The organism is Streptomyces bacillaris, from assembly GCF_003268675.1.
Classification (GTDB): domain Bacteria; phylum Actinomycetota; class Actinomycetes; order Streptomycetales; family Streptomycetaceae; genus Streptomyces; species Streptomyces bacillaris.
Map to the genome: position 1 here is coordinate 6739871 of NZ_CP029378.1, position 24180 is coordinate 6764050.

A 24180-nucleotide genomic window follows, 5' to 3' on the forward strand; every position below is an offset into this window, starting at 1 on the left:
CAGGCATTCCGGCGGCGGCACGACGAGGGCGAGGAGCCGAGCCGAATGATGCAGTGCCCCAAGTGTCACGCGCAGATGCACACGTACAACCGCAACGGCGTCCAGATCGAGCAGTGCAGCGGCTGCCGGGGGATATTCCTCGACTACGGCGAGCTGGAGTCGCTGACCCGCCTGGAGTCGCAGTGGGCCCAGCAGGCCCCGCCCCCGCCGCCCGCCCCGCAGCAGCCCTACCCGCAGGCGGCCCCTCCCGTCCACGGCCCCGCCTGGGGCGCCCCGCAGCACGGTGCCGGCTACGGCGGGCACTACGGCCACCGCCGCCAGAAGGGCTTCGGCCGGATGCTCTTCTCGTCCTGACGGCCACCGCACGACGGAAGAACCCCCGGTCATGGAGACGACCGGGGGTTCTCGGTGGTGCGCGATACTGGGATTGAACCAGTGACCTCTTCCGTGTCAGGGAAGCGCTCTCCCGCTGAGCTAATCGCGCAGGATAACCGTGCGTGTGCCGCTGTGTACTACGTGCGCGATACTGGGATTGAACCAGTGACCTCTTCCGTGTCAGGGAAGCGCTCTCCCGCTGAGCTAATCGCGCGGGTGATCCTTACGGACCGGTGATCCTTGCGGATCAGTGGACGATACTGGGATTGAACCAGTGACCTCTTCCGTGTCAGGGAAGCGCTCTCCCGCTGAGCTAATCGTCCTTGGAGGTGGAGACGGGATTTGAACCCGTGTAGACGGCTTTGCAGGCCGTTGCCTCGCCTCTCGGCCACTCCACCAGGGATGGGGGTTCGGGAAGACCCCCCACCTTCTGCGAGCGGACGACCAGGTTCGAACTGGCGACCTCAACCTTGGCAAGGTTGCGCTCTACCAACTGAGCTACGTCCGCTTGTCTTTCCCGTTCCGCTTGCGCGTCCCGGCGACGTGTTGAACTCTAGCGGATTCCCGGGCCAGTACAAAAACGCGTTTGCGCAGATGGTCGCCGTACCGCCGCCGTCCGCCGCCGTGCCTTCGCCCCGACGCAGGTCACCGTGGGCGGTTCTAGACTCAGCAGAGTGTTCCCCCTCGCTCCCATGGCCCGCTTCGGCGGCCTCGTCGCCTCCGGTCTCCAGGACGTGACCAACGATCCCGCCGCCCTCGACTCGTCCGGCTTCTGGGCGGTCTGCGCGGATTTCGAGGGCCGTACGGTCTGCGCCCGCTTCTCCTCCGTACGCAGGGAGGAGGTGCCCGCCCCCGTGCCCGGAGCCTGGCGCGGGCCCGGTGCCGGGGAGTGGACGACCTCGCTGGACCGTGACGCCTACACGGCGGGCGTACGGCGGATCCGTGAACACATCGCGGCGGGCGAGGTCTACCAGGCCAACCTCTGCCGGGTCCTCTCCGCCCCGCTGCCCGAGGCCGAGCCCGGCCGGGCCGACGTGGACGCCCTGACCGCCCTGCTCGCGCGCGGCAACCCGGCACCGTACGCAGGAACGATCCGCCTCCCCGGCCACGGGGTGGAGGTCGCCACCGCGTCCCCCGAGCTGTTCCTGCGCCGGGACGGGCGGACCGTCGAGTCCGGGCCGATCAAGGGGACCGGGCGCACCGAGGCGGACCTGCTGGAGAAGGACCACGCCGAGAACGTGATGATCGTGGACCTGGTCCGCAACGACCTGGGCCGGGTCTGCGCCACCGGCAGCGTCACCGTCCCCGACCTCTGCGTGGTCGAGAAGCACCCGGGCCTCGTCCACCTCGTCTCCACCGTGCGCGGCGAGCTGGCCGAGGGCGCGGGGTGGCCGGAGCTGCTGGCGGCGGCCTTCCCGCCCGGCTCCGTCACCGGGGCGCCGAAGTCCAGCGCGCTGCGGATCATCGAGGAACTGGAGCGGTCCCCGCGCGGGCCGTACTGCGGGGCGGTCGGCTGGGTCGACGCCGACCGGGGGACGGCCTCCCTGGCGGTGGGCATAAGGACCTTCTGGATCGACCGGACCGGCCCCGGGCCCCTTCTGCGGTTCGGGACGGGGGCCGGGATCACCTGGGGCTCGGACCCGGAGCGGGAGTGGGACGAGACCGAACTGAAGGCGTCGCGGCTGCTGGCTGTAGCGTCGGGCACGTTCGAGCAGACAGGGTTCGGGCAGACAGGAAGGACCACGTCATGAGGATTTGGGTCAACGGCGGACTGCGGGACGCCGACGACGCCCGGCTGTCGGTGCTCGACCACGGGCTGACCGTGGGCGACGGCATCTTCGAGACGGTCCGCACCGCCGAGGGCAGGCCCTTCGCGCTCACCCGCCACCTCGACCGGCTCACCCGCTCCGCGCGCGGCCTGGGTCTGCCCGACCCGGACCTGGACGAGATCCGCCGGGCCGTGGCGGCGGTCGTCGACGCCAACCCCGTCCCCCTGGGACGGCTGCGGATCACCTACACCGGCGGTCTCTCCCCGCTCGGTTCCGATCGGGGCACCGCCGGGCCCAGCCTCGTCGTCGCGCTGGACGGGGTGAGCCGCCGCCCGGACACCACCGCGGTGATCACGGTCCCCTGGACCCGTAACGAACGCGGCGCGCTCACCGGGCTCAAGACCACCTCGTACGCGGAGAACGTCGTCGCCCTCGCCCGGGCCCGCGAGCGGGGCGCCTCCGAGGCGCTCTTCCCGAACACGGCCGGCCGGCTCTGCGAGGGGACCGGGTCCAACGTGTTCGTCGTGCTGGACGGCCGCATCCACACCCCGCCGGTCGCCTCCGGGTGCCTCGCCGGGATCACCCGCGCCCTGACCGTGGAGTGGACCGGCGCCGAGGAGAGCGACCTGCCCATGGAGGTGCTGGCCGAGGCCGACGAGATCTTCCTGACCTCCACGCTCCGCGACATCCAGGCCGTGCATCGCGTGGACGACCGGGAGCTGGCGCCGGAGCCGGGTCCGGTGACGGCGAAGGCCATGCGGATCTTCGACGAGCGGGCCGGGAGCGACCTCGATCCGTAAGCCCGCCTCGGCCCGTGGACCCTGGCCTGTGAGCCCTGGTGGGTGGGCCCGGCTGGTAAGCCCTTTCCGGTCGGGCCGGAAAAGCGCGTGACGTGTGCCCGTCCAGGGGATACAAACCCTTGATGACCACGACACTCCGGCCGTCCGGGCCGCTTCAGCAAGGCGCCGCCGGGGCGCGGGCGCGCAGCTACGACGTCTGCGACAACGGCCTGTCCGTCGGCGCCGTATCGATCAGCACGGACGACGCGTTCGGCGCCTCGGCCGGGGTGGTGCGCTCCCTGAGCGTCGACGAGGCGCGCCGCCGACGCGGCCGGGGCACCATCGCCGTGCTCGCGGCCGAGGAGGTGCTGCGGGGGTGGGGCTGCACCCATGTGCGGGCCGAGATCCCGGCCGAGAACGAGCCCGCCCGACGTCTTGCGGCCGCCCTCGGCTACACCGAACGCAGCCGCAACATGGTCAAGGCCCTCGGCCCGGAGAGTGTCCCGCTCCCCGAAGGGCTCAGCTCGCGCCCGATGAGCGAGCGTGAGTACGCGGAGTGGCTGGGCGAGGCGGTGCGCTCGTACGCACAGGAATGGGTTGACCGCGGCGTACCGCCCGAGCACGCCCGGCTCAAGTCCGAGGCCGACCACGCGGGGAACCTCCCGGACGGGCTCGCCACGGAGAACGTACGGTTCCGGGTGCTCGTCCACGGGGGCGCGGTGGTCGGCCATCTCTGGCTTGCCCTGCGGGAGCTGGAGCCGGGCCGGACCGCCGGGTTCGTCTTCGACGTCGAGGTGCGCGAGGAGCACCGGGGCCGCGGCTTCGGGCGGGCCCTGATGCTCCTGGCCGAGGACGAGACCCGCTCCTGGGGCCACGACCGCCTCGGCCTGCACGTCTTCGCCGCCAACACCCCCGCGCTGCGCCTGTACGAGTCCCTCGGCTACGCGACGACGCGGTACAACCTGGCGAAGGCGCTGTAGCCGGTACGGCGGGAAAGCGGTCGCACGGCGTACGGCGGGGAGGCTGTGGCCGGGAGGGCGGCGGTTCGGCGCGGAGCCGGGCGGCGGGGTACGGCGGGGGTGGAGGCGGTAGGGCGCGGAGCCGGGGCGTCAGGCGTCAGCCCTGGGCGGCCAGCAGCCGGTCGACGATCTCCTCGATCCGCCCGCGCAGCCCTTCCTGGCTCTTGCCGCCGTCCAGCCGCTCGTCACCGACCACATAGGTGGGCGTGCCGGTGACCCCGATCGCCTTGCCCTCGGCCTGGTCGGCGTCGACGATCAGCAGATGGCGGCCGTCGACGAGCGCGGTGTCGAACTCCTCCGCGTCCAGGCCCAGCTCACGCGCCACGTCGAGCAGCACCGGCTCGCCGCCCTTGCCGAGGTCCTCGGTCCTGGCGAGCAGCGCCTCGACGTACGGCCAGTCCTGCCCCTGGGCGGCGGCCTCCTCGGCGGCCTGCGCCGCGGCGTACGCGTACTTGTGCTTCTCCAGCGGGAAGTGCCGCAGCCGGATCTCGACACGGTCGCCGTACCGGGCGCGCAGGGCACGTACGTCACCGAGAGCCCGGTGGCAGTCGGGGCATTCGAGATCGCACCAGACGTCGAGGACGACCGGTGCCGCAGGGGTGGAATCGCTCATGCGACCAGTCTTTCAGGCCGAGCGGACAGCTCCCAATCCGCACCCGGGGCCGGTCGCCGTGACCGGCACCTGCGGAGGAGTCCGGCCCTGAAATCTCCCTGAAGTGGACCGGCGCCGTGGCCCCGACGCCGGTCGTCGGTGCAGGATGGAAGGGACGTTTCCCCGCGCGGCTGGAGGCCCCGATGCTTGCCGAGACCATCTGTTCCGCGGCGTCGGCGGCAGGCCTGGGCATCGCCGCGATCACCGCCTACCGCAAGCGATTCCTCACCGCGACCAGGATCGCCGCCTACTCCCTCGTACCGCTCGGGCTGGTGCTGACCGGTGTCGTCGAGTGGGTCTCGGGCATCGCGTTCAAGCCGAGCGTCTGGATCGGCTTCGGCGTGCTCGGCCTCTCCTGGCTGCTCTTCATGACCACCCGGGCGATCGAGCGCCGCAGCGGTACCACCCGCGCGGAGCGCAAGGCCGCGCGGGCCGCCGAGCGCAACGAGGCCGTCGCCCCGGGCGCCTCCACGCCCTCGCTCGGTGCGGGCTCCTCCGCCGGCCAGGCCCGGCCGGCGGCCGGGGGAGCGGCGGCGAAGCCGAAGAAGAAGCAGGAGGCCGCGGCTCCCGCCGACGACTTCAGCGACATCGAGGCGATCCTCAAGAAGCACGGCATCTGAAACACGGCATCTGAAGCACGCCGTTTCCGCGGCCGACGCCCGAATGCCTGACGGCATCTCGGACGCCGGAGCGAATCCTGAGCACCACGGGACGGTGAACTCCCGGGGAAATGGGGCAGGTTGATCGCCAACCGGGTCCCGAGTGCGTCATGATCGCCCCGAAATGGTGGACACATCCCGGGGCGAAGTCCCCGCACCCCCTGCCGACCCTGCCGAAGAGCCCCGTGGCTGCCTCTTCGCGCTCTCCCAGCCACCCCTGATGATCTTCCTCACGGTGATCGGGAGCCTGCTGCTGATGGCGGCGCTGCACGACCTCTTCCTGTTATGAACCGGCCTCCCGGCGGCGCGCCCGGTAGGCGGCGACATGGAGCCGGTTGCCGCAGGTGCGGCTGGAGCAGTAGCGCCGGGAGCGGTTGCGCGAGAGATCGACGAAGGCGCGGCCGCAGCCGGGCGCCTCGCACCGCCGCAGCCGCTCCTGCTCACCGGCCACGATGATGAAGGCCAGGGCCATGCCGCAGTCGGCCGCGAGGTGGTCGGCGAGCGAGGCGTCCGGTGCGAAGTAGTGCACATGCCAGTCGTAGCCGTCGTGGTCGGTGAGCTGGGGCGTGGTCCCGGCCGCGGCGACGAGCCGGTTGACCAGATCGGCGGCGGTACGGGCGTCGGGCGCTGCGAAGACCTCCGCGAACCGGCTCCGGACGTCCCGTACGGCTCCGAGGTCCTTCTCGCCCAGGGCGCCGACGCCGCTGATGTGGTGCTCCTCGGCGAAGGCGTACAGCGCCGCGACATCGTCGAGCCCGTCCTCCGGGCCGTCCACGAGTCCGTCCGTCGGGCCGTCCTCGGGCGGCTCGTTCTCCGGTGCGGTGTTCACCAGATCGACCACCGTGTCGAGGGCGATCCGGGTGTCGTGGGGGATCAGCACGCTTCGCTCCCTGGCCTCCGGCAGGCGGGCGCCTGCCGATGGCGGCTGACTCTACTGGCTTGCCCGCCCCCGTTCCCCGGCCCGGTGCGGCTCCGCGGGGGAGCGGGCGCCTCCATCAGACCCCGGGCGGCCCGGCGTGTCCCCCAGGGGGGCACACGCCCAGGCGCCGTCGCCGCGGTGGGTTCCGCGGCGACGGCGCCTGGGCCAGCCCTATGTGGTTGTCCGCGCGACGCCGTCTCCCCGAGTCGGACGGCGTCGGCAGCTCTCGGCCTGGCTAGCTCTCGGCCAGGATGTGGGAGAGTTCCGTGTCGAGGTCGAAGTGCCGGTGCTCGGTGCCGGGTGGAACCGCGGCGTCGGTCCTTTTCAGGAACGACTCCAGGGCTCGCGCCGGAGCCTCGAGCAGGGCTTCGCCCTCCGGGGAACTCAGTGCGATGCAGACGACGCCTTGGCCGTGACTCCGTGATGGCCAGACGCGGACGTCTCCGGTGCCGGTGGGCCGGTGCAGCCCCTCGGCAAGGAGGTCACGGGCGAAAACCCACTCGACCGTCTCCTCCGCTCCGGTGTGGAAGGTGGCGTGCACGGCATAGGGATCGGCCGTGTCATACCGCAGGCCCGCGGGAACAGGCAGTGAGGACTCGCTCGACACAACGAGGCGCAGGTGCAGCTCGCAGCTGACCGTGGTGTTCATAAGCGCCAGGGCCTTTCGCTCAGTGTGCGCTCGGGGATTCGCACGTCGGCGAAATCGACATGCCACCTACGGTGGCGTTGTAAACCCCTCTGACCCATTTGTGATGCTTCGGGTCCCTCGCCCAGCGGTGTGTAACTTTGAGTCATGCGTCCATTCAAGTGAAGGTGACGGTTCGGGTAGGTTGAGCTTCATGAATGCGGAGAGTGACGAGCGGACCGAGGCCGCCGAACAGGCGGTCGCGGCCTCCGCCCCGGGGGGCACGGGCAAGGCGGAACGGGAGCTGGGATCGCGGGCGCCGGGCTTCATCAAGGCGTCCAGGCCGCTCCACCTGAGCTGGCAGGTCGGCGTCTTCGTCGTCGGCCTGGGCGTGGTCGTGGCCGGTGTGCTGATGCTGGTGCTGCCGGGGCCCGGGTGGCTGGTGATCTTCGGCGGCATGGCGATCTGGGCGACCGAGTTCGTCTGGGCCCAGCTGGTCCTGCGCTGGACGAAGCGCAAGGTCACCGAGGCCGCCCAGCGGGCCCTCGACCCCAAGGTCCGGCGGCGCAACATCATCCTCACCACCGTGGGCCTGGTGATCATGGCCGTGCTGGTCGGGATCTACGTCTGGAAGTTCGGGCTCGTCCTGCCGTGGACCATCGACGAGTAGCGCGCGGAAGCCGCGCCGGGGCGGTCGGGACCACCGCTGACATGGGGTAATGTTTGCGGTGCGCCCGGGCGATTAGCTCAGTGGGAGAGCGCTTCGTTCACACCGAAGAGGTCACTGGTTCGAACCCAGTATCGCCCACCCGGACAACGGCCCCCGAGACTTTCCGAAGTCTCGGGGGCCGTTGCGTTGCCCGCCCCCGTCGTGCGGGGGCGGGCAACGGGGGGCTCACCGCATCCGGCCCAGCATGTCCTTCAGCTTCCGCGCGTCCCGCAGCCGCTGCTCGTACGTGGCACCCACGGCCAGCAACAGGAGCCCGGCCAGCGCCGGGGGCAGCCAGCGCGGCAGCGCACCGGCCACCTGGACGACGTACGGCGCCAGCTCGTGCAGGGTGACCAGGGCCAGGACGGCACCGCCGAGCAGCAGCGGCGCCTGGAGTCGGTACTTCGCCCCGAGCAGCGTGATCACCAGCGCCGCCACACCCAGCAGCAGCGGCCGCTGCCAGTCGGGGTCGCCCCAGGCCACGGCCAGGCTCGGCAGCAGCGTCGCCGCGAGCCCCGGCCCGTACGCGGTCCAGGAGGACGCCTCGGGGTCCTTGCGCCGCCGCAGCAGGCCGACCACCAGCGCGGGGACGGTCACGGGCAGGGTGTACGCCTCCGGGGCCGACACCTCCGAGGCCGCCAGCCGCACCCAGGTCGCCGTCACGAACAGCACCGCCGCCAGGTATCCCGCCACGGGCCGCCGCTCCGGGCGCACCGCCGCCCCGGCCGCCAGCACCCCGCACAGGGCGAGCACCAGGGCCAGGAACGGCGCCATGGGCACCGCGAGGCCGATGGCCACCAGCGCGCCCAGCCCCCCGGCCAGCTCCACCGGCAGCGCCGCCGGGTGGTTCCGCAGCCGCGCCCCCAGCAGCACCGTCACCGCGGGCACCACCAGCAGCAGCGGGGCCGCCTCGTGCGGGGCGAGGCCCAGGGACCCGGCCACGCACCCGGTCAGGGCCGTACCCCACGCCACCGCGGCCACCGCGAGCACGGCCTGCTCCACCACCGGGCGCATCCGCAGCGCCGCCCCCGCGAAGAGCACCACCAGCGCCCCGAGCACCGCGTACGTTGCCGCCTCCGCCGCCAGCGACAGCAGCCCCAGGCTCACGGCCCCGCCGACCGCCAGCACCAGCGCGGTCACCGCCACGGCGGACGGACCACCCCGGCCCGCCGCGCCACCAGAACCCACACCGGCACCCGCTGTTCCGACGTACGGCTCCGAGCCACCCTCCGCTTCACCGGAACCGGCACCGGGGCCGGGACCAGCACCGGCAGCACCAGCACCAGCCGCACCTGAGCCAGCCCCAGCCACCTCCGCGTCCCGGCCGGCCCCCAGCACCGCCGCCGCCAGCAGGCCCGCCACGAGCACGGTCTCCAACGCGACCGCGACCGGGTACGGAACCCCCAGCGTCGCCGCCGCCAGCAGCACGGCGCCCCAGCCGAGGGCCAGCGCCCCCGCGCCCGCCGCGTCGCGCGCCTTCACGCCCGGAGCGGCCAGGGGAGCGGCGAGCCGCACCAGCGTCGGCCACCGGCGGTACGCGGCACCCAGACCCCCGGCCACCACCGCGAGCACCAGCGGGGCCGCGGCCAGCTCCGACCAGGCCATCGCCTCGCCGAGCGCACCCCGGAACCCGTCCGGCGCCCCCGCCCACACCTCGGCCACCAGCTGGACCGGCCCCAGCAGCACCGCCGCGACCCCGGGCAGCGCCCACACCAGCGCCCCGGCCACCACCGCACCCGACGCCAGCAGCACCCCGCGCCCCGCGGTGCGCGGCAGCCGTGCCCGTACGACGGACAGCAGGGCCAGCCCGCAGAGCAGATACACCGGGACGTGCCACGCGCCCGGCACCGCCGCCCGCACCATCCCGCCGACCGCTGCCACCGCCGCCAGACCGGCCACCGCGCCGCCCAGCTGCGCGTAGCCGCTCGGGGCGCGCCACGCCCCGGCCAGCGCCGCCACGGCAGCCGTCAGGAGCAGCAGGCCCGGCAGGACCGCGCCGAGCGGGCCGTCGGCCGTCAGGGACTCGCCGAGCCCCGTGAGCAGTGCGGCGGACCCCATCACCAGCAGGCCGATGCCCGCCGTGACCCGTACGCCGAGGCCCTTGCCCCAGAGGGCGATCGCCCCGTCCAGCACGGCCGTCGCCAGCAGCGCCCAGCCGACCACGAGTGCCGGCGCACCGGCCGCCCAGGCGCCCAGCAGCAGCGGCCACTGGACGAAGAACACGGCGGCGGGCAGCGGCAGGTGCAGCCTGCCCAGCGCCAGGCCGTAGGCCGACCAGAGGGCCGCGAGCACCGCCGAGGCGATCGCCGTGAACGTGAGGCCGTCGGCGTCCGGTGCCGCCACCGCGTGGATCGCGTACGCGTCCAGCAGCGTCAGCACCAGGGCGAGCGCGGCCAGCGCCTCCGCCGTGGCCGCCAGCTTCCGGCGCAGCAGGAGCGCGGGGGCCGCGAGGGCGGCCACGGTCACCAGCGCCAGGACGGCCGCCCGGCCGCCGATGCCCATCGAGCCCCAGCTGACCAGGGTGAACGCGACGGCCGCGACCGTCAGCAGCAGCCCGCCCAGCGTCAGCAGCACGTTCTGCGCGCTGCGCGGCGCGGACGGCTTCGCGGCCTTCGGGACGGCCCCCCACGGCTGGGCCGGGGCCCAGCCGTGGCCCAGGGGCGGGGTGCTCCAGCGCGGGGCGTCCGGAGCCTTCGCCTGCAACGCGGCGACCAGCCAGGCGCGGCGGGTCAGCAACTGGGCGCGGCGGGCGTCGAGCTGGGCCAGTTCTCGGTCGAGGAGCGCCAGTTCCTCGGCGGGCGGCGGCACGTGTTCCATGTACGGGAGTGTGGCCCCGGCCCCTGGCCTCGTACATGCGCTCGGGTACTCAGTTTCCGCGTTTCCGCGCCTGTGTACGTCCCCGGACCGCCTCCCGGGCCGCGCGGGCGGAAGCGGTTTGAACGAAGCCCGCCGGGACCTGTATGGTTCAACCCGTTCCCGGGCGATTAGCTCAGTGGGAGAGCGCTTCGTTCACACCGAAGAGGTCACTGGTTCGAACCCAGTATCGCCCACCGGGGAAAGCCGGTCCGCCAGCATCACGGCGGACCGGCTTTCGCATGTTCCGGGCAGTCGGCCGTCGGCCGTCCGCCGACTACGCCGCGGCGGGCAGCGCCGGGCGCAGCGGCCACGCCGGGTCCACCGCCTCCGGGGTGCCGCTCTTGGTGAACCACGCCTCCAGGCCGCGCGCCTGGGCCGCGTGCCAGGTCGCCTGGAGGGCGTGCAGCTCGGCGGGGGAGAGCCGCTCCAGCCGGGAGGAGAAGCGCCGGCATATCGCCCGCACGAGGAGCAGGGAGGCCGTGGCGTCGGCCGCCGCGTCGTGGGCGCCGTCGAGCGGCACCTCGTACAGCTCGCACAGGTCCTTGAGCGTGCGCCGTCCCTTGCGGTAGCGGTCCAGGTGCTTGTCCAGCACCCGGGGGTCGATCACCCGCAGCGGCACGTCCGCCAGGTACCCCGCCATCGACGAGGCGCGGTGCCGCTTCAGTTCGCGGTCCAGCAGGGTCAGGTCGAACGGCGCGTTCATCACGACCAGCGGCCGGCCCGTCGCGCAGCTCTCGGCCAGCGAACGGGCGACCTCGTCCATCACCGGCGCGGGCCAGCGGCCGTTGCGCTGCAGATGATCGTCCGTCAGACCGTGGATCTCGGTGGCCCCCACGGGCACCGGGATGCCCGGGTTGACCAGCCAGCGGGTGGTGCGGACGCGCCCGCCCGTCGTGTCCTGCGCGACGAGAGCGGCCGAAACGATCCGGTCCTGCTCGACGTCCACGCCTGTCGTCTCCGTGTCAAAAGCGGCCAGCGGCCCTTCGAACCAGTGCATCATCCCCGAACTCCTCGCACCTGCACGGCAGATGGAGTGATTCCTCTGCCCGATATCGGTGATACCCGTGCCGTTTGCCTGATACGCCGTTTGCGGGCGTTCTCCTGCGGTGACAACACAGGTGAGGGGGAGGGGAGTTGCTCCCCGGTCATCTCCGGCGCACTTCTTCCCGGCGCCACCTCTCACGTCTTTTGCGGTATCACTTCCGACCTCTCACCTCTGACGGCACGTCCGGAAGGCAACGGAGCCATGGCGCTCGCGCAGCCCGACCCCGGGGGGCCGCCCGCCCGCGCCGAAGGGTTCGGGCCGGTGGAACGGCGCAACGCACCGCTGCGCGGCTCCCTCGCCACCACCGCCTGTATGGAGACCCTTCAGGTGGGCTATCTGCACGCCGTCGCCGCCGCGGCGGGCTGCTCGCTCTCCCAGCCCTTCCCCGACAACGGCATCGACTGGCATGTCAGCCACGGAGCCGCCGCCCACACCGTCGACGACGAAGTGACCATCAAGGTGCAGCTCAAGTGCACCTACCAGATACCGCCGCACCCGGCGGGCGGGGCGTTCTCTTTCACGCTCGACAACGCCCATCTCGTCAAGCTGGCCCGCACCCCGGTCTCGGTCCACAAGATCCTGGTGGTGATGATCGTGCCGCGCAGCCAGGACGAGTGGCTGAGCGCCGGGCCCGGCAGCCTCGATCTGCGGCACTGCTGCTACTGGACCAACCTGGCCGGCCACGCGGTGACGGGCCGGTACCGGACCACCGTGCGCATTCCGACCTCACGGATCTTCGACGACCGCGCACTCTGCGACATCATGGCCCGGGTCGGGGCCGGAGGGAGACCCTGATGCACCGGTCGATGGACGAACCCCGGGGCCCGGTGGAGCTGCCCGGCGCCCGGTCGCACCCGGCCATGAGCAGGGAGTACGCCGACCCGGGCGGCGAGGGGACCCCGCTGCCCGACCCGGCCGTGCTCACCGCGCTCCTGGACCGGTACGGCTGGCAGCGGCGCGGCGGGGCAGCTGGGCGTTACAGCCGCTGGTCCCCGCCCGGCACGGCCGCCGGCGCCAGCCTGCTCGTCCCGGAGAACGCGGCCTTCCCCGACGCCGACGACCTGCTCTCCGAGGCGCTCACCGCGCTCTCCCGCAGCGCCGCCCCCTCCGCCCGGGACGTCCTGGTCGCCCTCGCCGTGCCCAGCGACGAGATCCGCTGGTGGCGCGAGGTCCCCGAGTCGGCGGCCGGGGCGGCGGGCGCCTCCGGGTGGGCGGAGGCGGAGGAGCTGCGCTCGGCGGCCCGGCAGATCCTCCTCGCCGGGGCGCTCGCCGCGCGCGGCCGGGCCGGATACCACGGGGCCCGGCACCGGAGGAAGGCCCGCGCGGCGCTGGACTCCGCCCTCATCGGGCCCGCGCCGGGCGGCCGCCGGCTCACCGCGTTCGTGCCCGTCGACTCCGGGCGGGCCGTCGCCGTCCAGCTCTGCCACGCCCTGCACGCCACCCGGGAGGCGGTGGACTACCAGCGGGCGACCGGGGGCATGGAGGCGTTCGACAGCGCGGTGGCGGCGGGCGTCAGCCGGGAGCTGACCGAGGCGCTGGTGGCCCTGGTGCGCGGCAGCGAGGGGGCCGGGATCGATGTGCGGTGGGCGCCCGCCGCAGGCACCCCGGACGGCTGCCCGGCCCGCCCCGCGCCCGTCGAGTTCTCCCCGGGCGACCTGCCCGCCCTGCGCTCCGCCGGGGCCCGCTACCTCCGCGAGGAGCCCGCCGTACCGGTCCGGATCACCGGCGCGGTGGTCCGGCTGCGCCGCTCGGGGCCGCGCGGACCCGGGATCGTACGGCTGCGGGTGCTGGCAGGGGCGGAGGTCGCGCACGTACGGGTGGAGCTTGACGAGGAGGCGTACCGCATCGCGGGCCACGCCCACCTGGTCGGGCTGCCGCTGCGGGTGGAGGGGCGGCTGGAGCGGCGCGGCGGCTTCCGGCGGCTCACCGGGGCCTCGCAGGTCGCGCCCGTCCAGGTCGACGAGGCGGAGCGGGACCGGCTGATGAAGGCGCTCCAGGAGAACGTGGACTTCTTCGAGGAGGCGTGCGCGGGGGAGGAGCCCTGACGTAGGAGGGGGAAGGCGTTCGCATCGGGGGCGTACGGCTCGGTACGATTCGCCTTGTCTAGTCAATAGGAAGACAGACAACCCCCTCAGTCAGGAGAGACCGGTGTCAGACGTCCGTGTGATCATCCAACGCGATTCCGAGCGGGAAGAGCACGTGGTGACGACGGGCACGACCGCCGGTGAGCTCTTCCCCGGTCAGCGCACCGTCGTCGCCGCGCGCGTCGGCGGCGAGCTGAAGGACCTCTCGTACGTGCTCCAGGACGGCGAGAGCGTCGAGCCCGTGGAGATCTCCTCCGCGGACGGCCTGGACATCCTGCGCCACTCCACCGCGCACGTCATGGCCCAGGCCGTGCAGGAGCTGTTCCCCGAGGCCAAGCTCGGCATCGGCCCGCCGGTCAAGGACGGCTTCTACTACGACTTCGACGTCGAGAAGCCGTTCACCCCCGAGGACCTCAAGGCCATCGAGAAGAAGATGCAGGAGATCCAGAAGCGGGGGCAGAAGTTCTCCCGCCGTGTGGTCTCCGACGAGGACGCCCGCGAGGAGCTGGCCGACGAGCCCTACAAGCTGGAGCTGATCGGCATCAAGGGCTCCGCCTCCTCCGAGGACGGCGCGAACGTCGAGGTGGGCGGCGGCGAGCTGACCATCTACGACAACCTCGACGCCAAGACCGGTGAGCTGTGCTGGAAGGACCTCTGCCGGGGCCCGCACCTGCCGACCACCCGGTTCATCCCGGCGTTCAAGCTGATGCGGAACGCGGCGGCGTACTGGCGCGGCAGCGAGAAGAACCCGATGCTCCAGCGCATCTACGGCACCGCCTGGCCCACCAAGGACGAGCTGAAGGCGCACCTGGAGTTCCTGGAGGAGGCCGCCAAGCGCGACCACCGCAAGCTCGGCAACGAGCTGGACCTCTTCTCCTTCCCCGACCAGATCGGCCCCGGTCTCGCGGTCTTCCACCCCAAGGGCGGCGTCATCCGCCGGGCCATGGAGGACTACTCGCGCCGCCGGCACGAGGAGGAGGGCTACGAGTTCGTCTACAGCCCGCACGCCACCAAGGGCAAGCTCTTCGAGCAGTCCGGCCACCTGGACTGGTACGCCGACGGCATGTACCCGCCCATGCAGCTCGACGACGGGGTGGACTACTACCTCAAGCCGATGAACTGCCCGATGCACAACCTGATCTTCGACGCGCGCGGCCGCTCCTACCGCGAACTGCCGCTGCGTCTCTTCGAGTTCGGCACGGTGTACCGGTACGAGAAGTCGGGCGTCGTGCACGGCCTGACCCGCTCGCGCGGCTTCACGCAGGACGACGCGCACATCTACTGCACCAAGGAGCAGATGGCGGAGGAGCTGGACCGCACGCTCACCTTCGTGCTGAACCTGCTCCGCGACTACGGGCTCACCGACTTCTACCTGGAGCTGTCCACCAAGGACCCGGAGAAGTACGTCGGCTCCGACGAGACCTGGGAGGAGGCCACCGAGACGCTCCGCCAGGTCGCCGAGAAGCAGGGCCTGCCCCTGGTCCCGGACCCGGGCGGCGCCGCGTTCTACGGCCCGAAGATCTCCGTGCAGTGCAAGGACGCCATCGGCCGCACCTGGCAGATGTCGACCGTGCAGCTCGACTTCAACCTGCCGGAGCGCTTCGACCTGGAGTACACCGGTCCCGACGGCTCCAAGCAGCGCCCGGTGATGATCCACCGTGCCCTGTTCGGCTCCATCGAGCGGTTCTTCGCCGTGCTCCTGGAGCACTACGCGGGAGCCTTCCCGGTCTGGCTCGCCCCGGTCCAGGCCGTCGGCATCCCGATCGGTGACACCCACATCCCCTACCTCCAGGAGTTCGCCGCCAAGGCGCGCAAGCAGGGGCTGCGGGTGGACGTGGACGCCTCCTCGGACCGGATGCAGAAGAAGATCCGCAACCAGCAGAAGAACAAGGTCCCGTTCATGATCATCGCCGGTGACGAGGACATGGCCAACGGTGCCGTCTCCTTCCGCTACCGCGACGGTTCGCAGGAGAACGGCATCCCGGTCGACGAGGCCATCGCCAAGATCGCCCAGGCCGTCGAGGACCGCGTCCAGGTCTGATCCGGCTGCCGGTCACGGCCCCCGGAGCGCTAACCCCGCTCCGGGGGCCGTTTCTCGTCCTCCCGCGCGAACACCTGGATCAGCCAGGACGAGAACGACCCCGTCACCGCGCCCAGCAGCGCCAGTCCGCACGCCATCAGCCCCGCCGCGACCACCCGCCCCCAGAACGTGACCGGGGTGGCGTCCCCGTATCCGACCGTCGTCAGCGTCGCGCACGCCCACCACACCGCGTCCCCGAAGGTGCGGATCGAGGCGTCCGGGGCCCGGTGCTCCAGGTGGTAGACCGCGAGCGAGGCGGCGAGACCGAGCAGGACGGCGGTGATGCCCGCGTACGCCATCACCCGCGCGTACAGGCTCAACCGTGGCCGGTCGTGGCGCCGCTGCACCGCTTGGTAGACCTTCACCATCCGCAGCGGGCGCAGCAGCGGCAGGAGCAGGACCACGCTGTCGACCCAGTGCACGCGCGGGAACCGCCAGCCCAGGCCGCTGAGCCGCAGCCGCGTCACATAGTCGACGAGGAAGAGCAGCCAGGTCGACCAGACGAGGGCCAGCGCGAGGTCGTTCCAGGGCTCTGCCCCGTGTGAGGCCAGCACCCGGACCGCGTACCCGGCCAGGAAGAGCAGCCCCGCGAGGAAGAGCGGCACCTCCGTGCGCTGCTCCCAGCGGGTCAGCCGCGCGGTCGCCTCGGGGCCGGGTCGGTCGCTCATCGCCTCAGGATCGCGGGCGGGCGGGCGGCACGGCCCCGGCGACACGGTCCGTGCGGGTGACGCAATATGCTGATCGGCATGACGAGTGAGCCGGAGCAGCAGATCGGCGTGGGGACGCCGGACGCGTTTCAGCGTCTGTGGACACCCCATCGGATGGCGTACATCCAGGGCCAGGACAAGCCGAGCGGCCCGGGGGCCGAGGACGGCTGCCCGTTCTGTTCGATTCCGGCGAAATCCGACGAGGACGGGCTCGTGGTGGCGCGCGGCGAGCACGTCTACGCGGTGCTGAACCTCTACCCGTACAACGGCGGGCACCTCATGGTCGTCCCCTACCGGCACGTGGCCGACTACACCGAGCTGGACGGTCCGGAGACGGCAGAGCTGGCGGACTTCACCAAGCGGGCGATGGCGGCCCTGCGCGCCGCCTCGGGGGCGCACGGCTTCAACATCGGGATGAACCAGGGCTCGGTCGCCGGCGCCGGGATCGCCGCCCATCTGCACCAGCACCTGGTGCCGCGCTGGGGCGGGGACACCAACTTCATGCCGGTCATCGGCCACACCAAGGTGCTGCCGCAGCTGCTGGGCGACACCCGGAAGATGCTGGCCGACGCCTGGCCGGCGGGCTGATCCTCCGGCGTACGGACGCGGAAGGGGCGGGCCGGTCGTCCCGCATCCGAAGAAGGGCCCTGCCGATCGTCCCGGCGGGGCCCTTCCCGTACGTACGCACCTCCGCTACGCGTCGTACACGTCGGCCTTCCGCGGGGCCGGGTCCTGGACGAGGCCGCTCAGTATCATCGAGCGGTTGTCGAAGCGCTCGGTGTCCACGCCGTTCTCCTCGAGGACGCGCATCGCCGCCGAGTGGACCACCCGCAGCACCGGGGTGGCCGCCCGCATCGCGTCGTCCGCCATGAAGCGGTGGTTCCACGGCTTCGCGGCCCAGGCGTGCCGCAGTCCGAAGGGCTCCGGAAGCACTATCTTGCCGCCCAGGTAGTCCAGGATCGGCGGATACCAGGTGAAGGGCGCCCGCAGGGCCAGCCGGACGACCTCCCGCGCCTCCACGATCGGCAGCTGGATGTCCCGGGTCTCCCAGAACCGCACGGTCTTGTTGACCGTCTTCGTACGGGCGGCGGGCTTGGCGAAGAACAGCCCGTGCACCGGGCCCAGCGCATGACCGGTGACCTCGATCCGCAGGGTCTCGTGGAGCACGGTGACCGTGATCATCATTGTGATGACCAGCTGGCCGTCCCAGAGCGTGAACTGCACGCCCAGATAGTGCCGGTCACCGCTGCCGAACTGCTGGTGGTTGCAGATCCGCTGTATCTCGTGCGGCTTCACCTGGAAGGTCGCCACGTCCTCGCCGTCGGGGCGGGAGACGGAGTCGGCGTTCTCCCCGATGGGGGAGACGATCCAGTGCTTCACGGACGGCTTGGGGAAGCCGCCGGTGTTGAGCGGGCCGCGCTCCAGCATCTTGAGCTGGTCGTGGATGATCCGGATCAGGTCCCAGCTGCGGAACTGGTGGATCTCCTTCGTCGGGTCCTTCGGCGTCAGCTCCTCGGCCAGCTGCCAGCTGCCCCACCGGGTGCCCATGCCCAGGATGCCCTTGGGACCGGCGTAGAAGACCGCGTTGGACTGCTGCTCCGCCGAGAGCTTCTCCAGCCCCTGGCGCAGCGCCTCGCGCGCGGTCTCGTTGGGGTTCTTCGGCACCGCCTCCGGGATCTTGGCGATCACCCCGGTGCCGGAGAGCAGCCCCTCCCAGCGGGCCCGCAGATCCCGGGCGGAGGTCTCCGCGACCCGCTTGGCGAGGAACCAGCCGATCACCGGGGCGACGATCGCCCCCCGGACGTAGAGCGGCCAGAAGCCGTCCGTGGGCAGCTTCCACAGCAGGATCAGCGCCCCGACCCCGAACGCGGCCAGCAGCACCGTGCCGACCGCCCGGAACGCGGCGTCCTTGGACTTGGCCAGCGCGTCCTTGATCCGGAACGCGATGACCCAGAGGATCATCCCCGGCAGGAACAGGAAGCCGAACACCCCGGTGATCAGCGTGAGCCGGGTGTCGCGCGCCTTACGGAGGTTGGTCGCCGAGAGGCAGTGCTCCACCACCGTCTGCGGATCGGTGCCGAAGGACTGGATGAGCGCGGCCCGGGAGCCGCCGAGCATCCGCTCCTGCACCGCCCGGGAGAACGCCTCGCCCAGATTCGGCTTGAAGTAGTCGGACTTGAAGAGCTTGGAGGCGCCCGCCTTCACCGTGGATTTGTGCCACTCGCTGTTGGCGTCGAGGATCGTCTCCACCGGGCTGTCCCGGTACGCGGCCGAAGCCAGGGCATTGGTCGCCACCGACTGGCCGCCTGACCCCTGGATCGGGATCTGCGCCCCGGGTGAGAAGTCGAAAACGTCGTTGGCCACTGTGTCTGTCGCCCCCACTCGCCGCACGGTCTGCTCCTGCGGTGTGCCCAACTACCGTACGCGGCATACCTTCTGAGCTGCGACCACAGCGTATCGTCCGCGCCCCCGCACCGCCCGTCACCCGAAGGGACGCGGGCGGTGTTTGCGACAGTGCGCCGGTCACGCGCCGGGTGATCCGTCCCCTCGTTCCGCCCGGACCTTCTCCGCCAACTGCTGCGGCATCGCCTCGAACCGGGCGTGCGTCCGGTCGAACCGGCCGGTGCCATGGGTCAGCGAGCGCAGGTCCAGCGCGTAGCTGCCGATCTCCGTCTCCGGCACCTCCGCCCGGACGAGCGTCCGCCCGCCGGGACTCTGCTCGGTGCCCACCACCCGGCCCCGGCGCCCCGACAGATCGCTCATCACCGGGCCCACATAGTCGTCCGGGACCAGCACGGCGACCTCGCAGACCGGCTCCAGGAGCTGGATACGGGCGTCGGCGGCGGCCTCGCGCAGCGCGAGCGCCCCGGCGGTCTGGAAGGCGGCGTCGGAGGAGTCCACCGAGTGCGCCTTGCCGTCGAGCAGCGTGACCCGTACGTCGACGAGGGGATGCCCGGCCGCCAGCCCCCGGGCGGCCTGCGCCCGGACGCCCTTCTCCACCGACGGGATGAACTGCCGGGGCACCGAACCGCCGACGACCTTGTCCACGAACTCGATGCCGCTCCCCGCCGGCAGCGGCTCCACCTCGATCTCGCAGATCGCGAACTGCCCGTGCCCGCCGGACTGTTTGACGTGGCGCCCGCGTCCGGCCGCCCGCCCGGCGAAGGTCTCGCGCAGGGCCACCCGGTGCGGCTCGGCGTCGACCTGGACGCCGTACCGGCTGCGCAGCCGCTCCAGGGCGACCTCCTGATGGGCCTCGCCCAGGCACCACAGGACGACCTGGTGGGTGTCCGGGTTCTGCTCCAGGCGCAGGGTCGGGTCCTCCGCGACCAGCCGGGCCAGGGCGTGCGAGAGCTTGTCCTCGTCCACCTTCCCGTGCGCCCGGACGGCGGTCGGCAGCAGCGGGTCCGGGGTCGACCAGGGCTCGATGAGGACCGGGTCGCCGGAGGCGGAGAGCGTGTCGCCGGTCTCCGCCTCGCCCAGCCGCCCCACACAGACCAGATCACCCGCCACGCACCGGTCCGCCGGGTGGTGCTGCCTGCCGAACGGGGTGGTGAGCGCGGTGACCCGCAGCTCCGCCTCGTGGCAGGGGTGCGGCTCATGGCCCGCCGCGTCCAGGCCGTGGCCGCACAGATGCACGGTGTCGTCGGGCCGCAGGGTGCCGGAGAAGACCCGCACCAGCGAGATCCGGCCCGCGTACGGGTCGGACGACGTCTTGACGACCTCCGCGAGCAGCGGGCCCTCCGGATCACAGACCGGGGCGGACCTGGGGGAGCCGGACGGGGTGGTGACCGTGGGCGGGGTGCGCTCCAGCGGGGTGGGGAAACCGCGCGTGATCAGCTCCAGCAGCTCCACCGTGCCGATCCCCTGCCGGGCGCCCTCGGCCGCGGGGGCGGCGGCCAGCACGGGGAAGAAGGTGCCCCGGGCCACGGCCCGCTCCAGATCCCCGATCAGTGTCGCCATGTCGATGTCCTCGTCCCCGCCGTCGAGATACCGGTCCATCAGGGACTCGTCCTCGCTCTCCGCGATGATCCCCTCGATCAGCCGGTTCCGGGCCTCGTCCAGCGGGCCCTTCTCCTCGGGCGCGGGCGGCAGCTCGGCCCGCTCCCCGGAGGAGTAGTCCAGGATCCGCCGGGTGAGCAGCCCCGTCAGCCCGGTGAGCGGGGCGTGCCCGTCGGCGCCCTCGGGCCCGAGCACCGGCAGATAGAGCGGCAGTACGGCATCGGGGTCGTCCCCGCCGAACGTCTCCGCGCAGATCCGGGTCATCTCCTCGAACGACGTCCGCGCGGTGTCGAGATGGGTGACCACGATCGCCCTCGGCATCCCGACGAGCGCGCACTCCTCCCACACCGCCCGGGTCGTCGCTGCCACCGACTCGGCCTCCTGGGCCGCCGAGACGACGAAGAGGGCCGCGTCCGCCGCCCGCAGACCGGCCCGCAGCTCCCCGACGAAGTCGGCGTACCCCGGGGTGTCCAGCAGATTGACCTTGCGGCCGTCCCACGCCACCGGGACCAGCGAGAGCTGTACGGAACGCCGTCGCCGCCGCTCGATCTCGTCGTGGTCGGAGACGGTCGCCCCGTCCTCGACCCGGCCCGCCCGGTTGACCGCCCCCGCCGTCAGGGCCAGCGCCTCGACCAGGGTGGTCTTGCCCGAACCGCTGTGGCCGACCAGCACCACGTTCCGTACGTCGGAGGGGTGGCCGGCCGTCGGTACGCCTCCGGCGGCCCCGGGGTGTGCGTGTGCCTTCTCGCCCATGTTGGGCCTCCCGGAGGGTGGCGCGGTACGGGCGAGGCGAAGAGGAGCCGACCGCCCGCGGATGTCCTTCTGCTCGGTTCTTCGAGCTTGGCACCCGGGCGTCGACGCGTCCATACAGCGGACCCCCGGCCGCATCCGGGGGGGCAGCCGGTGCGGTGACACCCCAGCCCGCGGGTGCCCGTCCGGTGAAGGGCATCGGTCGTGACTACGATGGGCCAGCCGGTGGCCGATGGGGCCGCTCGGCCAGCCGAACCCTCGGGAAAGCCATGCTGAACAAGTACGCGCGTGCATTTTTCACGCGTGTCCTCACACCGTTCGCCGCCCTGCTGCTCCGCCTCGGGGTCAGCCCCGACGCGGTCACCCTCATCGGCACGGCCGGAGTGATGGCAGGTGCGCTGGTCTTTTTCCCGATGGGGGAGTTCTTCTGGGGCACCATCGTCATCACCCTGTTCGTCTTCTCCGACCTCGTCGACGGCAACATGGCCCGGCAGGCCGGGATCTCCAGCCGGTGGGGCGCGTTCCTCGACTCGACGCTGGACCGGGTCGCTGACGGGGCGATCTTCGCCGGGTTCGCCCTCTGGTACGCGGGCCGGGGTGACGACAACATCCTCTGCGCGGTCGCGATCTTCTGCCTGGCCAGCGGTCAGGTGGTCTCGTACACCAAGGCGCGCGGCGAGTCGATCGGGCTGCCGGTCGCGGTGAACGGACTGGTGGAGCGGGCCGAGCGGCTGGTCATCTCGCTGGTCGCGGCCGGTCTCGCCGGACTGCACAAGTTCGGTGTCCCGCACATCGACATCCTGCTCCCGATCGCGCTGTGGATCGTCGCCGTGGGGTCCCTGGTGACCCTGATCCAGCGCGTGGTGACCGTACGCCGGGAATCCGCCGAGGCCGACGCCGCCTCCGCCGCCAGCGGACCGGCCGACCGGTGAGCGCGATCAAGGGCCGGATCACCGACGGGCTGTACGGGCTCGGCTGGGGCGCGGTCAAGAAGCTGCCCGAACCTGCCGCCGAGGCCCTGTTCCGTACGATCGCGGACCGGGTCTGGAAGCGGCGCGGCAAGAGCGTGCTGCGGCTGGAGTCCAACCTGGCGCGGGTCGTCCCGGACGCGGGCCCGGGGCGGCTGGCGGAGCTGTCGCGGGCCGGGATGCGCTCGTACATGCGGTACTGGATGGAGTCGTTCCGGCTGCCCACCTGGACCCCCGAGCGGATCAGGGCGAGCATCGACGTCACCGACGCCCACCTGCTCACCGAGGGCCTCGACAGCGGGCGCGGAGTCGTCCTGGCCCTGCCGCACCTCGGCAACTGGGACCTGGCCGGCGCCTGGGTCACCACGGACCTGAAGGTCCCCTTCACCACCGTCGCCGAGCGGCTGAAGCCCGAATCCCTCTACGACCGGTTCGTCGCCTACCGCGAGGGCCTCGGCATGGAGGTGCTGCCGCACAGCGGCGGGGCCGCCTTCGGCACGCTGGCCCGGCGGCTGCGCGCGGGCGGCCTGGTCTGCCTCGTCGCGGACCGGGACCTCTCCGCCTCCGGGGTCGAGGTGTCGTTCTTCGGCGCCACCGCCCGGATGCCGGCCGGGCCCGCCCTGCTCGCCCAGCAGACGGGCGCGCTGCTACTGCCGGTCACCCTTTGGTACGACGGCACGCCCGTGATGGGCGCCCGCGTCCACCCGGCGGTCGGGGTCCCGGAGGACGGCACCCGCGCCGAGAAGACGGCGGCCATGACCCAGGCCCTGGCCGACGCCTTCGCCGGGGGCATCGCGGAGCACCCGGAGGACTGGCACATGCTCCAGCGCCTCTGGCTGGACGACCTGGAACCCCGGGGAGAGCGCACGTGAGGACCGAGCCCCCGGGAGCGCCCGGGGAAACCCGACTCCGGGGAGAGCACACGAAGAACGGAAGCCGGGGAGAGCGCACGTGAAGATCGGCATCGTCTGCCCGTACTCCTGGGACGTCCCCGGCGGCGTCCAGTTCCACATCCGGGACCTGGCCGAACACCTCATCGGCCTCGGTCACACCGTCTCCGTCCTGGCCCCGGCCGACGACGAGACCCCGCTGCCGCCCTACGTCGTCTCGGCGGGCCGGGCCGTCCCCGTCCCGTACAACGGCTCCGTCGCCCGGCTGAACTTCGGCTTCCTCTCCGCCGCCCGGGTCCGCCGCTGGCTGCACGACGGCACCTTCGACGTGATCCACATCCACGAGCCGACCTCCCCCTCGCTCGGCCTGCTCGCCTGCTGGTCGGCGCAGGGCCCCATCGTGGCCACGTTCCACACCTCCAACCCGCGCTCCCGGGCCATGATCGCCGCGTACCCGATCCTCCAGCCCGCCCTGGAGAAGATCAGCGCGCGGATCGCGGTGAGCGAGTACGCCCGGCGCACCCTGGTCGAGCACCTGGGCGGGGACGCCGTGGTCATCCCGAACGGTGTCGACGTCGGCTTCTTCGCCAAGGCCGAGCCCAAGCCCGAGTGGCAGGGCCAGACCCTCGGCTTCATCGGCCGCATCGACGAACCCCGCAAGGGCCTCCCCGTCCTGATGAAGGCGCTCCCCGCCATCCTCGCCGCCCGCCCGGAGACCCGGCTGCTGGTCGCGGGGCGCGGGGACGAGGAGGAGGCGGTGGCCTCGCTGCCGAAGGAACTGCGCGGGCGCGTGGAGTTCCTCGGCATGGTCAGCGACGAGGAGAAGGCCCGGCTGCTGCGCAGCGTCGATGTGTACGTGGCCCCGAACACGGGCGGCGAGAGCTTCGGCATCATCCTGGTGGAGGCCCTGTCGGCGGGGGCCCCGGTCCTCGCCAGCGACCTGGACGCCTTCGCGCAGGTGCTGGACCAGGGGGCGGCGGGCGACCTCTTCGCCAACGAGGACGCCGACGCGCTGGCCGCCGCCGCGATCCGGCTGCTGGGCGACCCGGAGCGCCGGGCCGGACTGCGGGAGCGGGGCGAGACCCACGTACGGCGGTTCGACTGGGCGACCGTGGGGGCCGACATCCTCGCGGTGTACGAGACGGTGACGGACGGGGCCGCGTCGGTCGCGGAGGACGAACGGTCGGGGCTGCGGGCGCGGTTCGGACTGGCCCGGGACTGAGGAGCCCGTACCGGGGCGTCGGCTCCTGATCCCGGGGCGCGGCCTCCTGTGGGAACCAGGAGACGCGGGC

General features: G+C 72.4%; 22 protein-coding genes and 7 tRNA genes. 16 read left to right on the forward strand and 13 right to left on the reverse strand.

The genetic code is table 11. The features are described 5' to 3' along the window. Positions 1-45 precede the first annotated feature (45 nt). A complete protein-coding gene (locus DJ476_RS29395; RefSeq protein ID WP_018490462.1) occupies positions 46-354 on the forward strand; it encodes a TFIIB-type zinc ribbon-containing protein in 309 nt (102 codons plus the stop codon). Positions 355-409: 55 nt separating this feature from the next. Here DJ476_RS29395 and DJ476_RS29400 read toward each other — a convergent pair. The 5 genes from DJ476_RS29400 to DJ476_RS29420 all read right to left on the reverse strand — a co-directional run bounded on the left by DJ476_RS29400 (position 410) and on the right by DJ476_RS29420 (position 883). Then, a tRNA-Val gene (locus DJ476_RS29400) sits at positions 410-484 on the reverse strand. 33 nt (positions 485-517) lie between these two features. After that, a tRNA-Val gene (locus DJ476_RS29405) sits at positions 518-589 on the reverse strand. Between the two features lie 37 nt (positions 590-626). Beyond that, a tRNA-Val gene (locus tag DJ476_RS29410) sits at positions 627-698 on the reverse strand. A 1-nt stretch (position 699) separates the two neighbouring features. After that, positions 700-773, reverse strand: a tRNA-Cys gene (locus DJ476_RS29415). A gap of 37 nt (positions 774-810) precedes the next feature. Then, positions 811-883, reverse strand: a tRNA-Gly gene (locus DJ476_RS29420). 184 nt (positions 884-1067) lie between these two features. On the opposite strand from DJ476_RS29420, the gene DJ476_RS29425 reads away from it, so the two are divergent. The 3 genes from DJ476_RS29425 (at position 1068) to DJ476_RS29435 (ending at position 3903) form a co-directional block, all read left to right on the forward strand. Further along, positions 1068-2126 carry a chorismate-binding protein gene (locus tag DJ476_RS29425; RefSeq protein ID WP_112491920.1) on the forward strand — a complete coding sequence of 353 codons (1059 nt, stop codon included), beginning with the start codon at positions 1068-1070 and terminating at the stop codon, positions 2124-2126. Next, the gene (locus tag DJ476_RS29430) at positions 2123-2944 is read left to right on the forward strand and encodes an aminotransferase class IV (RefSeq protein ID WP_112491921.1); all 822 of its coding nucleotides are present in this window, start codon (positions 2123-2125) and stop codon (positions 2942-2944) included. Before DJ476_RS29425 ends, DJ476_RS29430 begins: the two co-directional genes overlap by 4 nt. A gap of 122 nt (positions 2945-3066) precedes the next feature. Continuing rightward, a complete protein-coding gene (locus tag DJ476_RS29435) occupies positions 3067-3903 on the forward strand; it encodes a GNAT family N-acetyltransferase (protein WP_112491922.1) in 837 nt (278 codons plus the stop codon). A 136-nt stretch (positions 3904-4039) separates the two neighbouring features. Here the strand turns inward: DJ476_RS29435 and DJ476_RS29440 are convergent, their stop codons facing one another. Further along, a complete protein-coding gene (locus DJ476_RS29440) occupies positions 4040-4555 on the reverse strand; it encodes a DsbA family protein (RefSeq protein ID WP_103418328.1) in 516 nt (171 codons plus the stop codon). A gap of 182 nt (positions 4556-4737) precedes the next feature. On the opposite strand from DJ476_RS29440, the gene DJ476_RS29445 reads away from it, so the two are divergent. Beyond that, the gene (locus DJ476_RS29445; protein WP_103418327.1) at positions 4738-5214 is read left to right on the forward strand and encodes a hypothetical protein; all 477 of its coding nucleotides are present in this window, start codon (positions 4738-4740) and stop codon (positions 5212-5214) included. 163 nt (positions 5215-5377) lie between these two features. Then, a complete protein-coding gene (locus DJ476_RS35025; RefSeq protein ID WP_164837682.1) occupies positions 5378-5542 on the forward strand; it encodes a hypothetical protein in 165 nt (54 codons plus the stop codon). Here the strand turns inward: DJ476_RS35025 and DJ476_RS29450 are convergent. Beyond that, a complete protein-coding gene (locus tag DJ476_RS29450; protein ID WP_103418326.1) occupies positions 5537-6133 on the reverse strand; it encodes a CGNR zinc finger domain-containing protein in 597 nt (198 codons plus the stop codon). The genes DJ476_RS35025 and DJ476_RS29450 overlap by 6 nt on opposite strands. 274 nt (positions 6134-6407) lie before the next feature. Further along, positions 6408-6821, reverse strand: coding sequence for an SsgA family sporulation/cell division regulator (locus tag DJ476_RS29455; protein ID WP_003959770.1), 414 nt, complete (start codon positions 6819-6821; stop codon positions 6408-6410). A gap of 190 nt (positions 6822-7011) precedes the next feature. Between DJ476_RS29455 and DJ476_RS29460 the strand changes: the two genes are divergently transcribed. Together DJ476_RS29460 and DJ476_RS29465 are read left to right on the forward strand one after the other, a co-directional pair. Then, the gene (locus DJ476_RS29460) at positions 7012-7467 is read left to right on the forward strand and encodes a TIGR02611 family protein (RefSeq protein WP_103418325.1); all 456 of its coding nucleotides are present in this window, start codon (positions 7012-7014) and stop codon (positions 7465-7467) included. 66 nt (positions 7468-7533) lie between these two features. Continuing rightward, a tRNA-Val gene (locus tag DJ476_RS29465) sits at positions 7534-7605 on the forward strand. 87 nt (positions 7606-7692) lie between these two features. On the opposite strand, the gene DJ476_RS29470 is transcribed toward DJ476_RS29465, so the two are convergent. Beyond that, on the reverse strand, positions 7693-10323 hold the full coding sequence (locus DJ476_RS29470; RefSeq protein WP_112491923.1) for an SCO7613 C-terminal domain-containing membrane protein: 2631 nt from the start codon (positions 10321-10323) through the stop codon (positions 7693-7695). Between the two features lie 161 nt (positions 10324-10484). On the opposite strand from DJ476_RS29470, the gene DJ476_RS29475 reads away from it, so the two are divergent. After that, positions 10485-10556 (forward strand) — tRNA-Val (locus tag DJ476_RS29475). A gap of 80 nt (positions 10557-10636) precedes the next feature. Here the strand turns inward: DJ476_RS29475 and DJ476_RS29480 are convergent. Further along, on the reverse strand, positions 10637-11362 hold the full coding sequence (locus DJ476_RS29480; RefSeq protein ID WP_112491924.1) for a 3'-5' exonuclease: 726 nt from the start codon (positions 11360-11362) through the stop codon (positions 10637-10639). A 246-nt stretch (positions 11363-11608) separates the two neighbouring features. On the opposite strand from DJ476_RS29480, the gene DJ476_RS29485 reads away from it, so the two are divergent. From DJ476_RS29485 to thrS, 3 genes are all read left to right on the forward strand, one after another. Further along, positions 11609-12202 (forward strand): DUF4365 domain-containing protein, encoded by a 594-nt coding sequence (locus DJ476_RS29485; RefSeq protein ID WP_053561969.1) that lies wholly within the window; start codon positions 11609-11611, stop codon positions 12200-12202. Further along, positions 12202-13452 carry a hypothetical protein gene (locus DJ476_RS29490; RefSeq protein ID WP_112491925.1) on the forward strand — a complete coding sequence of 417 codons (1251 nt, stop codon included), beginning with the start codon at positions 12202-12204 and terminating at the stop codon, positions 13450-13452. Before DJ476_RS29485 ends, DJ476_RS29490 begins: the two co-directional genes overlap by 1 nt. Positions 13453-13555: 103 nt before the next feature. Next, positions 13556-15532 (forward strand): threonine--tRNA ligase, encoded by a 1977-nt coding sequence (gene thrS, locus DJ476_RS29495; RefSeq protein WP_112491926.1) that lies wholly within the window; start codon positions 13556-13558, stop codon positions 15530-15532. A 29-nt stretch (positions 15533-15561) separates the two neighbouring features. Here the strand turns inward: thrS and DJ476_RS29500 are convergent, their stop codons facing one another. Beyond that, the gene (locus tag DJ476_RS29500; protein WP_103418322.1) at positions 15562-16239 is read right to left on the reverse strand and encodes a potassium channel family protein; all 678 of its coding nucleotides are present in this window, start codon (positions 16237-16239) and stop codon (positions 15562-15564) included. A 66-nt stretch (positions 16240-16305) separates the two neighbouring features. Between DJ476_RS29500 and DJ476_RS29505 the strand changes: the two genes are divergently transcribed. Continuing rightward, the gene (locus DJ476_RS29505) at positions 16306-16866 is read left to right on the forward strand and encodes an HIT family protein (RefSeq protein ID WP_019765397.1); all 561 of its coding nucleotides are present in this window, start codon (positions 16306-16308) and stop codon (positions 16864-16866) included. Between the two features lie 105 nt (positions 16867-16971). On the opposite strand, the gene DJ476_RS29510 is transcribed toward DJ476_RS29505, so the two are convergent. Both DJ476_RS29510 and DJ476_RS29515 read right to left on the reverse strand, forming a co-directional pair. After that, positions 16972-18642, reverse strand: coding sequence for a hypothetical protein (locus tag DJ476_RS29510; RefSeq protein WP_103418321.1), 1671 nt, complete (start codon positions 18640-18642; stop codon positions 16972-16974). 159 nt (positions 18643-18801) lie between these two features. After that, entirely contained in the window at positions 18802-21033 is a 2232-nt protein-coding gene (locus DJ476_RS29515) for an elongation factor G-like protein EF-G2 (protein WP_112491927.1), read from the reverse strand. A 266-nt stretch (positions 21034-21299) separates the two neighbouring features. On the opposite strand from DJ476_RS29515, the gene pgsA reads away from it, so the two are divergent. From pgsA to DJ476_RS29530, 3 genes are all read left to right on the forward strand, one after another. Continuing rightward, positions 21300-21962, forward strand: a complete 663-nt coding sequence (gene pgsA / locus DJ476_RS29520) for a phosphatidylinositol phosphate synthase (RefSeq protein ID WP_093751364.1) — start codon at positions 21300-21302, stop codon at positions 21960-21962. Then, positions 21959-22870: a phosphatidylinositol mannoside acyltransferase gene (locus DJ476_RS29525; RefSeq protein WP_112491928.1), complete on the forward strand. Its 912-nt coding sequence runs from the start codon at positions 21959-21961 to the stop codon at positions 22868-22870. Before pgsA ends, DJ476_RS29525 begins: the two co-directional genes overlap by 4 nt. Before the next feature lie 79 nt (positions 22871-22949). After that, positions 22950-24110, forward strand: coding sequence for a glycosyltransferase family 4 protein (locus DJ476_RS29530; RefSeq protein WP_112491929.1), 1161 nt, complete (start codon positions 22950-22952; stop codon positions 24108-24110). Positions 24111-24180 lie beyond the last annotated feature (70 nt).

What these genes read in the sequence shown, in the direction of transcription:
- DJ476_RS29395 (WP_018490462.1), top strand. Translation starts at nt 46, where the DNA reads ATGATGCAGTGCCCCAAGTGTCACGCGCAGATGCACACGTACAACCGC.
- DJ476_RS29425 (WP_112491920.1), top strand. Translation starts at nt 1,068, where the DNA reads ATGGCCCGCTTCGGCGGCCTCGTCGCCTCCGGTCTCCAGGACGTGACC.
- DJ476_RS29430 (WP_112491921.1), top strand. Translation starts at nt 2,123, where the DNA reads ATGAGGATTTGGGTCAACGGCGGACTGCGGGACGCCGACGACGCCCGG.
- DJ476_RS29435 (WP_112491922.1), top strand. Translation starts at nt 3,067, where the DNA reads ATGACCACGACACTCCGGCCGTCCGGGCCGCTTCAGCAAGGCGCCGCC.
- DJ476_RS29440 (WP_103418328.1), bottom strand. Translation starts at nt 4,555, where the DNA reads ATGAGCGATTCCACCCCTGCGGCACCGGTCGTCCTCGACGTCTGGTGC.
- DJ476_RS29445 (WP_103418327.1), top strand. Translation starts at nt 4,738, where the DNA reads ATGCTTGCCGAGACCATCTGTTCCGCGGCGTCGGCGGCAGGCCTGGGC.
- DJ476_RS35025 (WP_164837682.1), top strand. Translation starts at nt 5,378, where the DNA reads ATGGTGGACACATCCCGGGGCGAAGTCCCCGCACCCCCTGCCGACCCT.
- DJ476_RS29455 (WP_003959770.1), bottom strand. Translation starts at nt 6,821, where the DNA reads ATGAACACCACGGTCAGCTGCGAGCTGCACCTGCGCCTCGTTGTGTCG.
- DJ476_RS29460 (WP_103418325.1), top strand. Translation starts at nt 7,012, where the DNA reads ATGAATGCGGAGAGTGACGAGCGGACCGAGGCCGCCGAACAGGCGGTC.
- DJ476_RS29470 (WP_112491923.1), bottom strand. Translation starts at nt 10,323, where the DNA reads ATGGAACACGTGCCGCCGCCCGCCGAGGAACTGGCGCTCCTCGACCGA.
- DJ476_RS29480 (WP_112491924.1), bottom strand. Translation starts at nt 11,362, where the DNA reads ATGATGCACTGGTTCGAAGGGCCGCTGGCCGCTTTTGACACGGAGACG.
- DJ476_RS29485 (WP_053561969.1), top strand. Translation starts at nt 11,609, where the DNA reads ATGGCGCTCGCGCAGCCCGACCCCGGGGGGCCGCCCGCCCGCGCCGAA.
- DJ476_RS29490 (WP_112491925.1), top strand. Translation starts at nt 12,202, where the DNA reads ATGCACCGGTCGATGGACGAACCCCGGGGCCCGGTGGAGCTGCCCGGC.
- DJ476_RS29500 (WP_103418322.1), bottom strand. Translation starts at nt 16,239, where the DNA reads ATGAGCGACCGACCCGGCCCCGAGGCGACCGCGCGGCTGACCCGCTGG.
- DJ476_RS29505 (WP_019765397.1), top strand. Translation starts at nt 16,306, where the DNA reads ATGCTGATCGGCATGACGAGTGAGCCGGAGCAGCAGATCGGCGTGGGG.
- DJ476_RS29515 (WP_112491927.1), bottom strand. Translation starts at nt 21,033, where the DNA reads ATGGGCGAGAAGGCACACGCACACCCCGGGGCCGCCGGAGGCGTACCG.
- pgsA (WP_093751364.1), top strand. Translation starts at nt 21,300, where the DNA reads ATGCTGAACAAGTACGCGCGTGCATTTTTCACGCGTGTCCTCACACCG.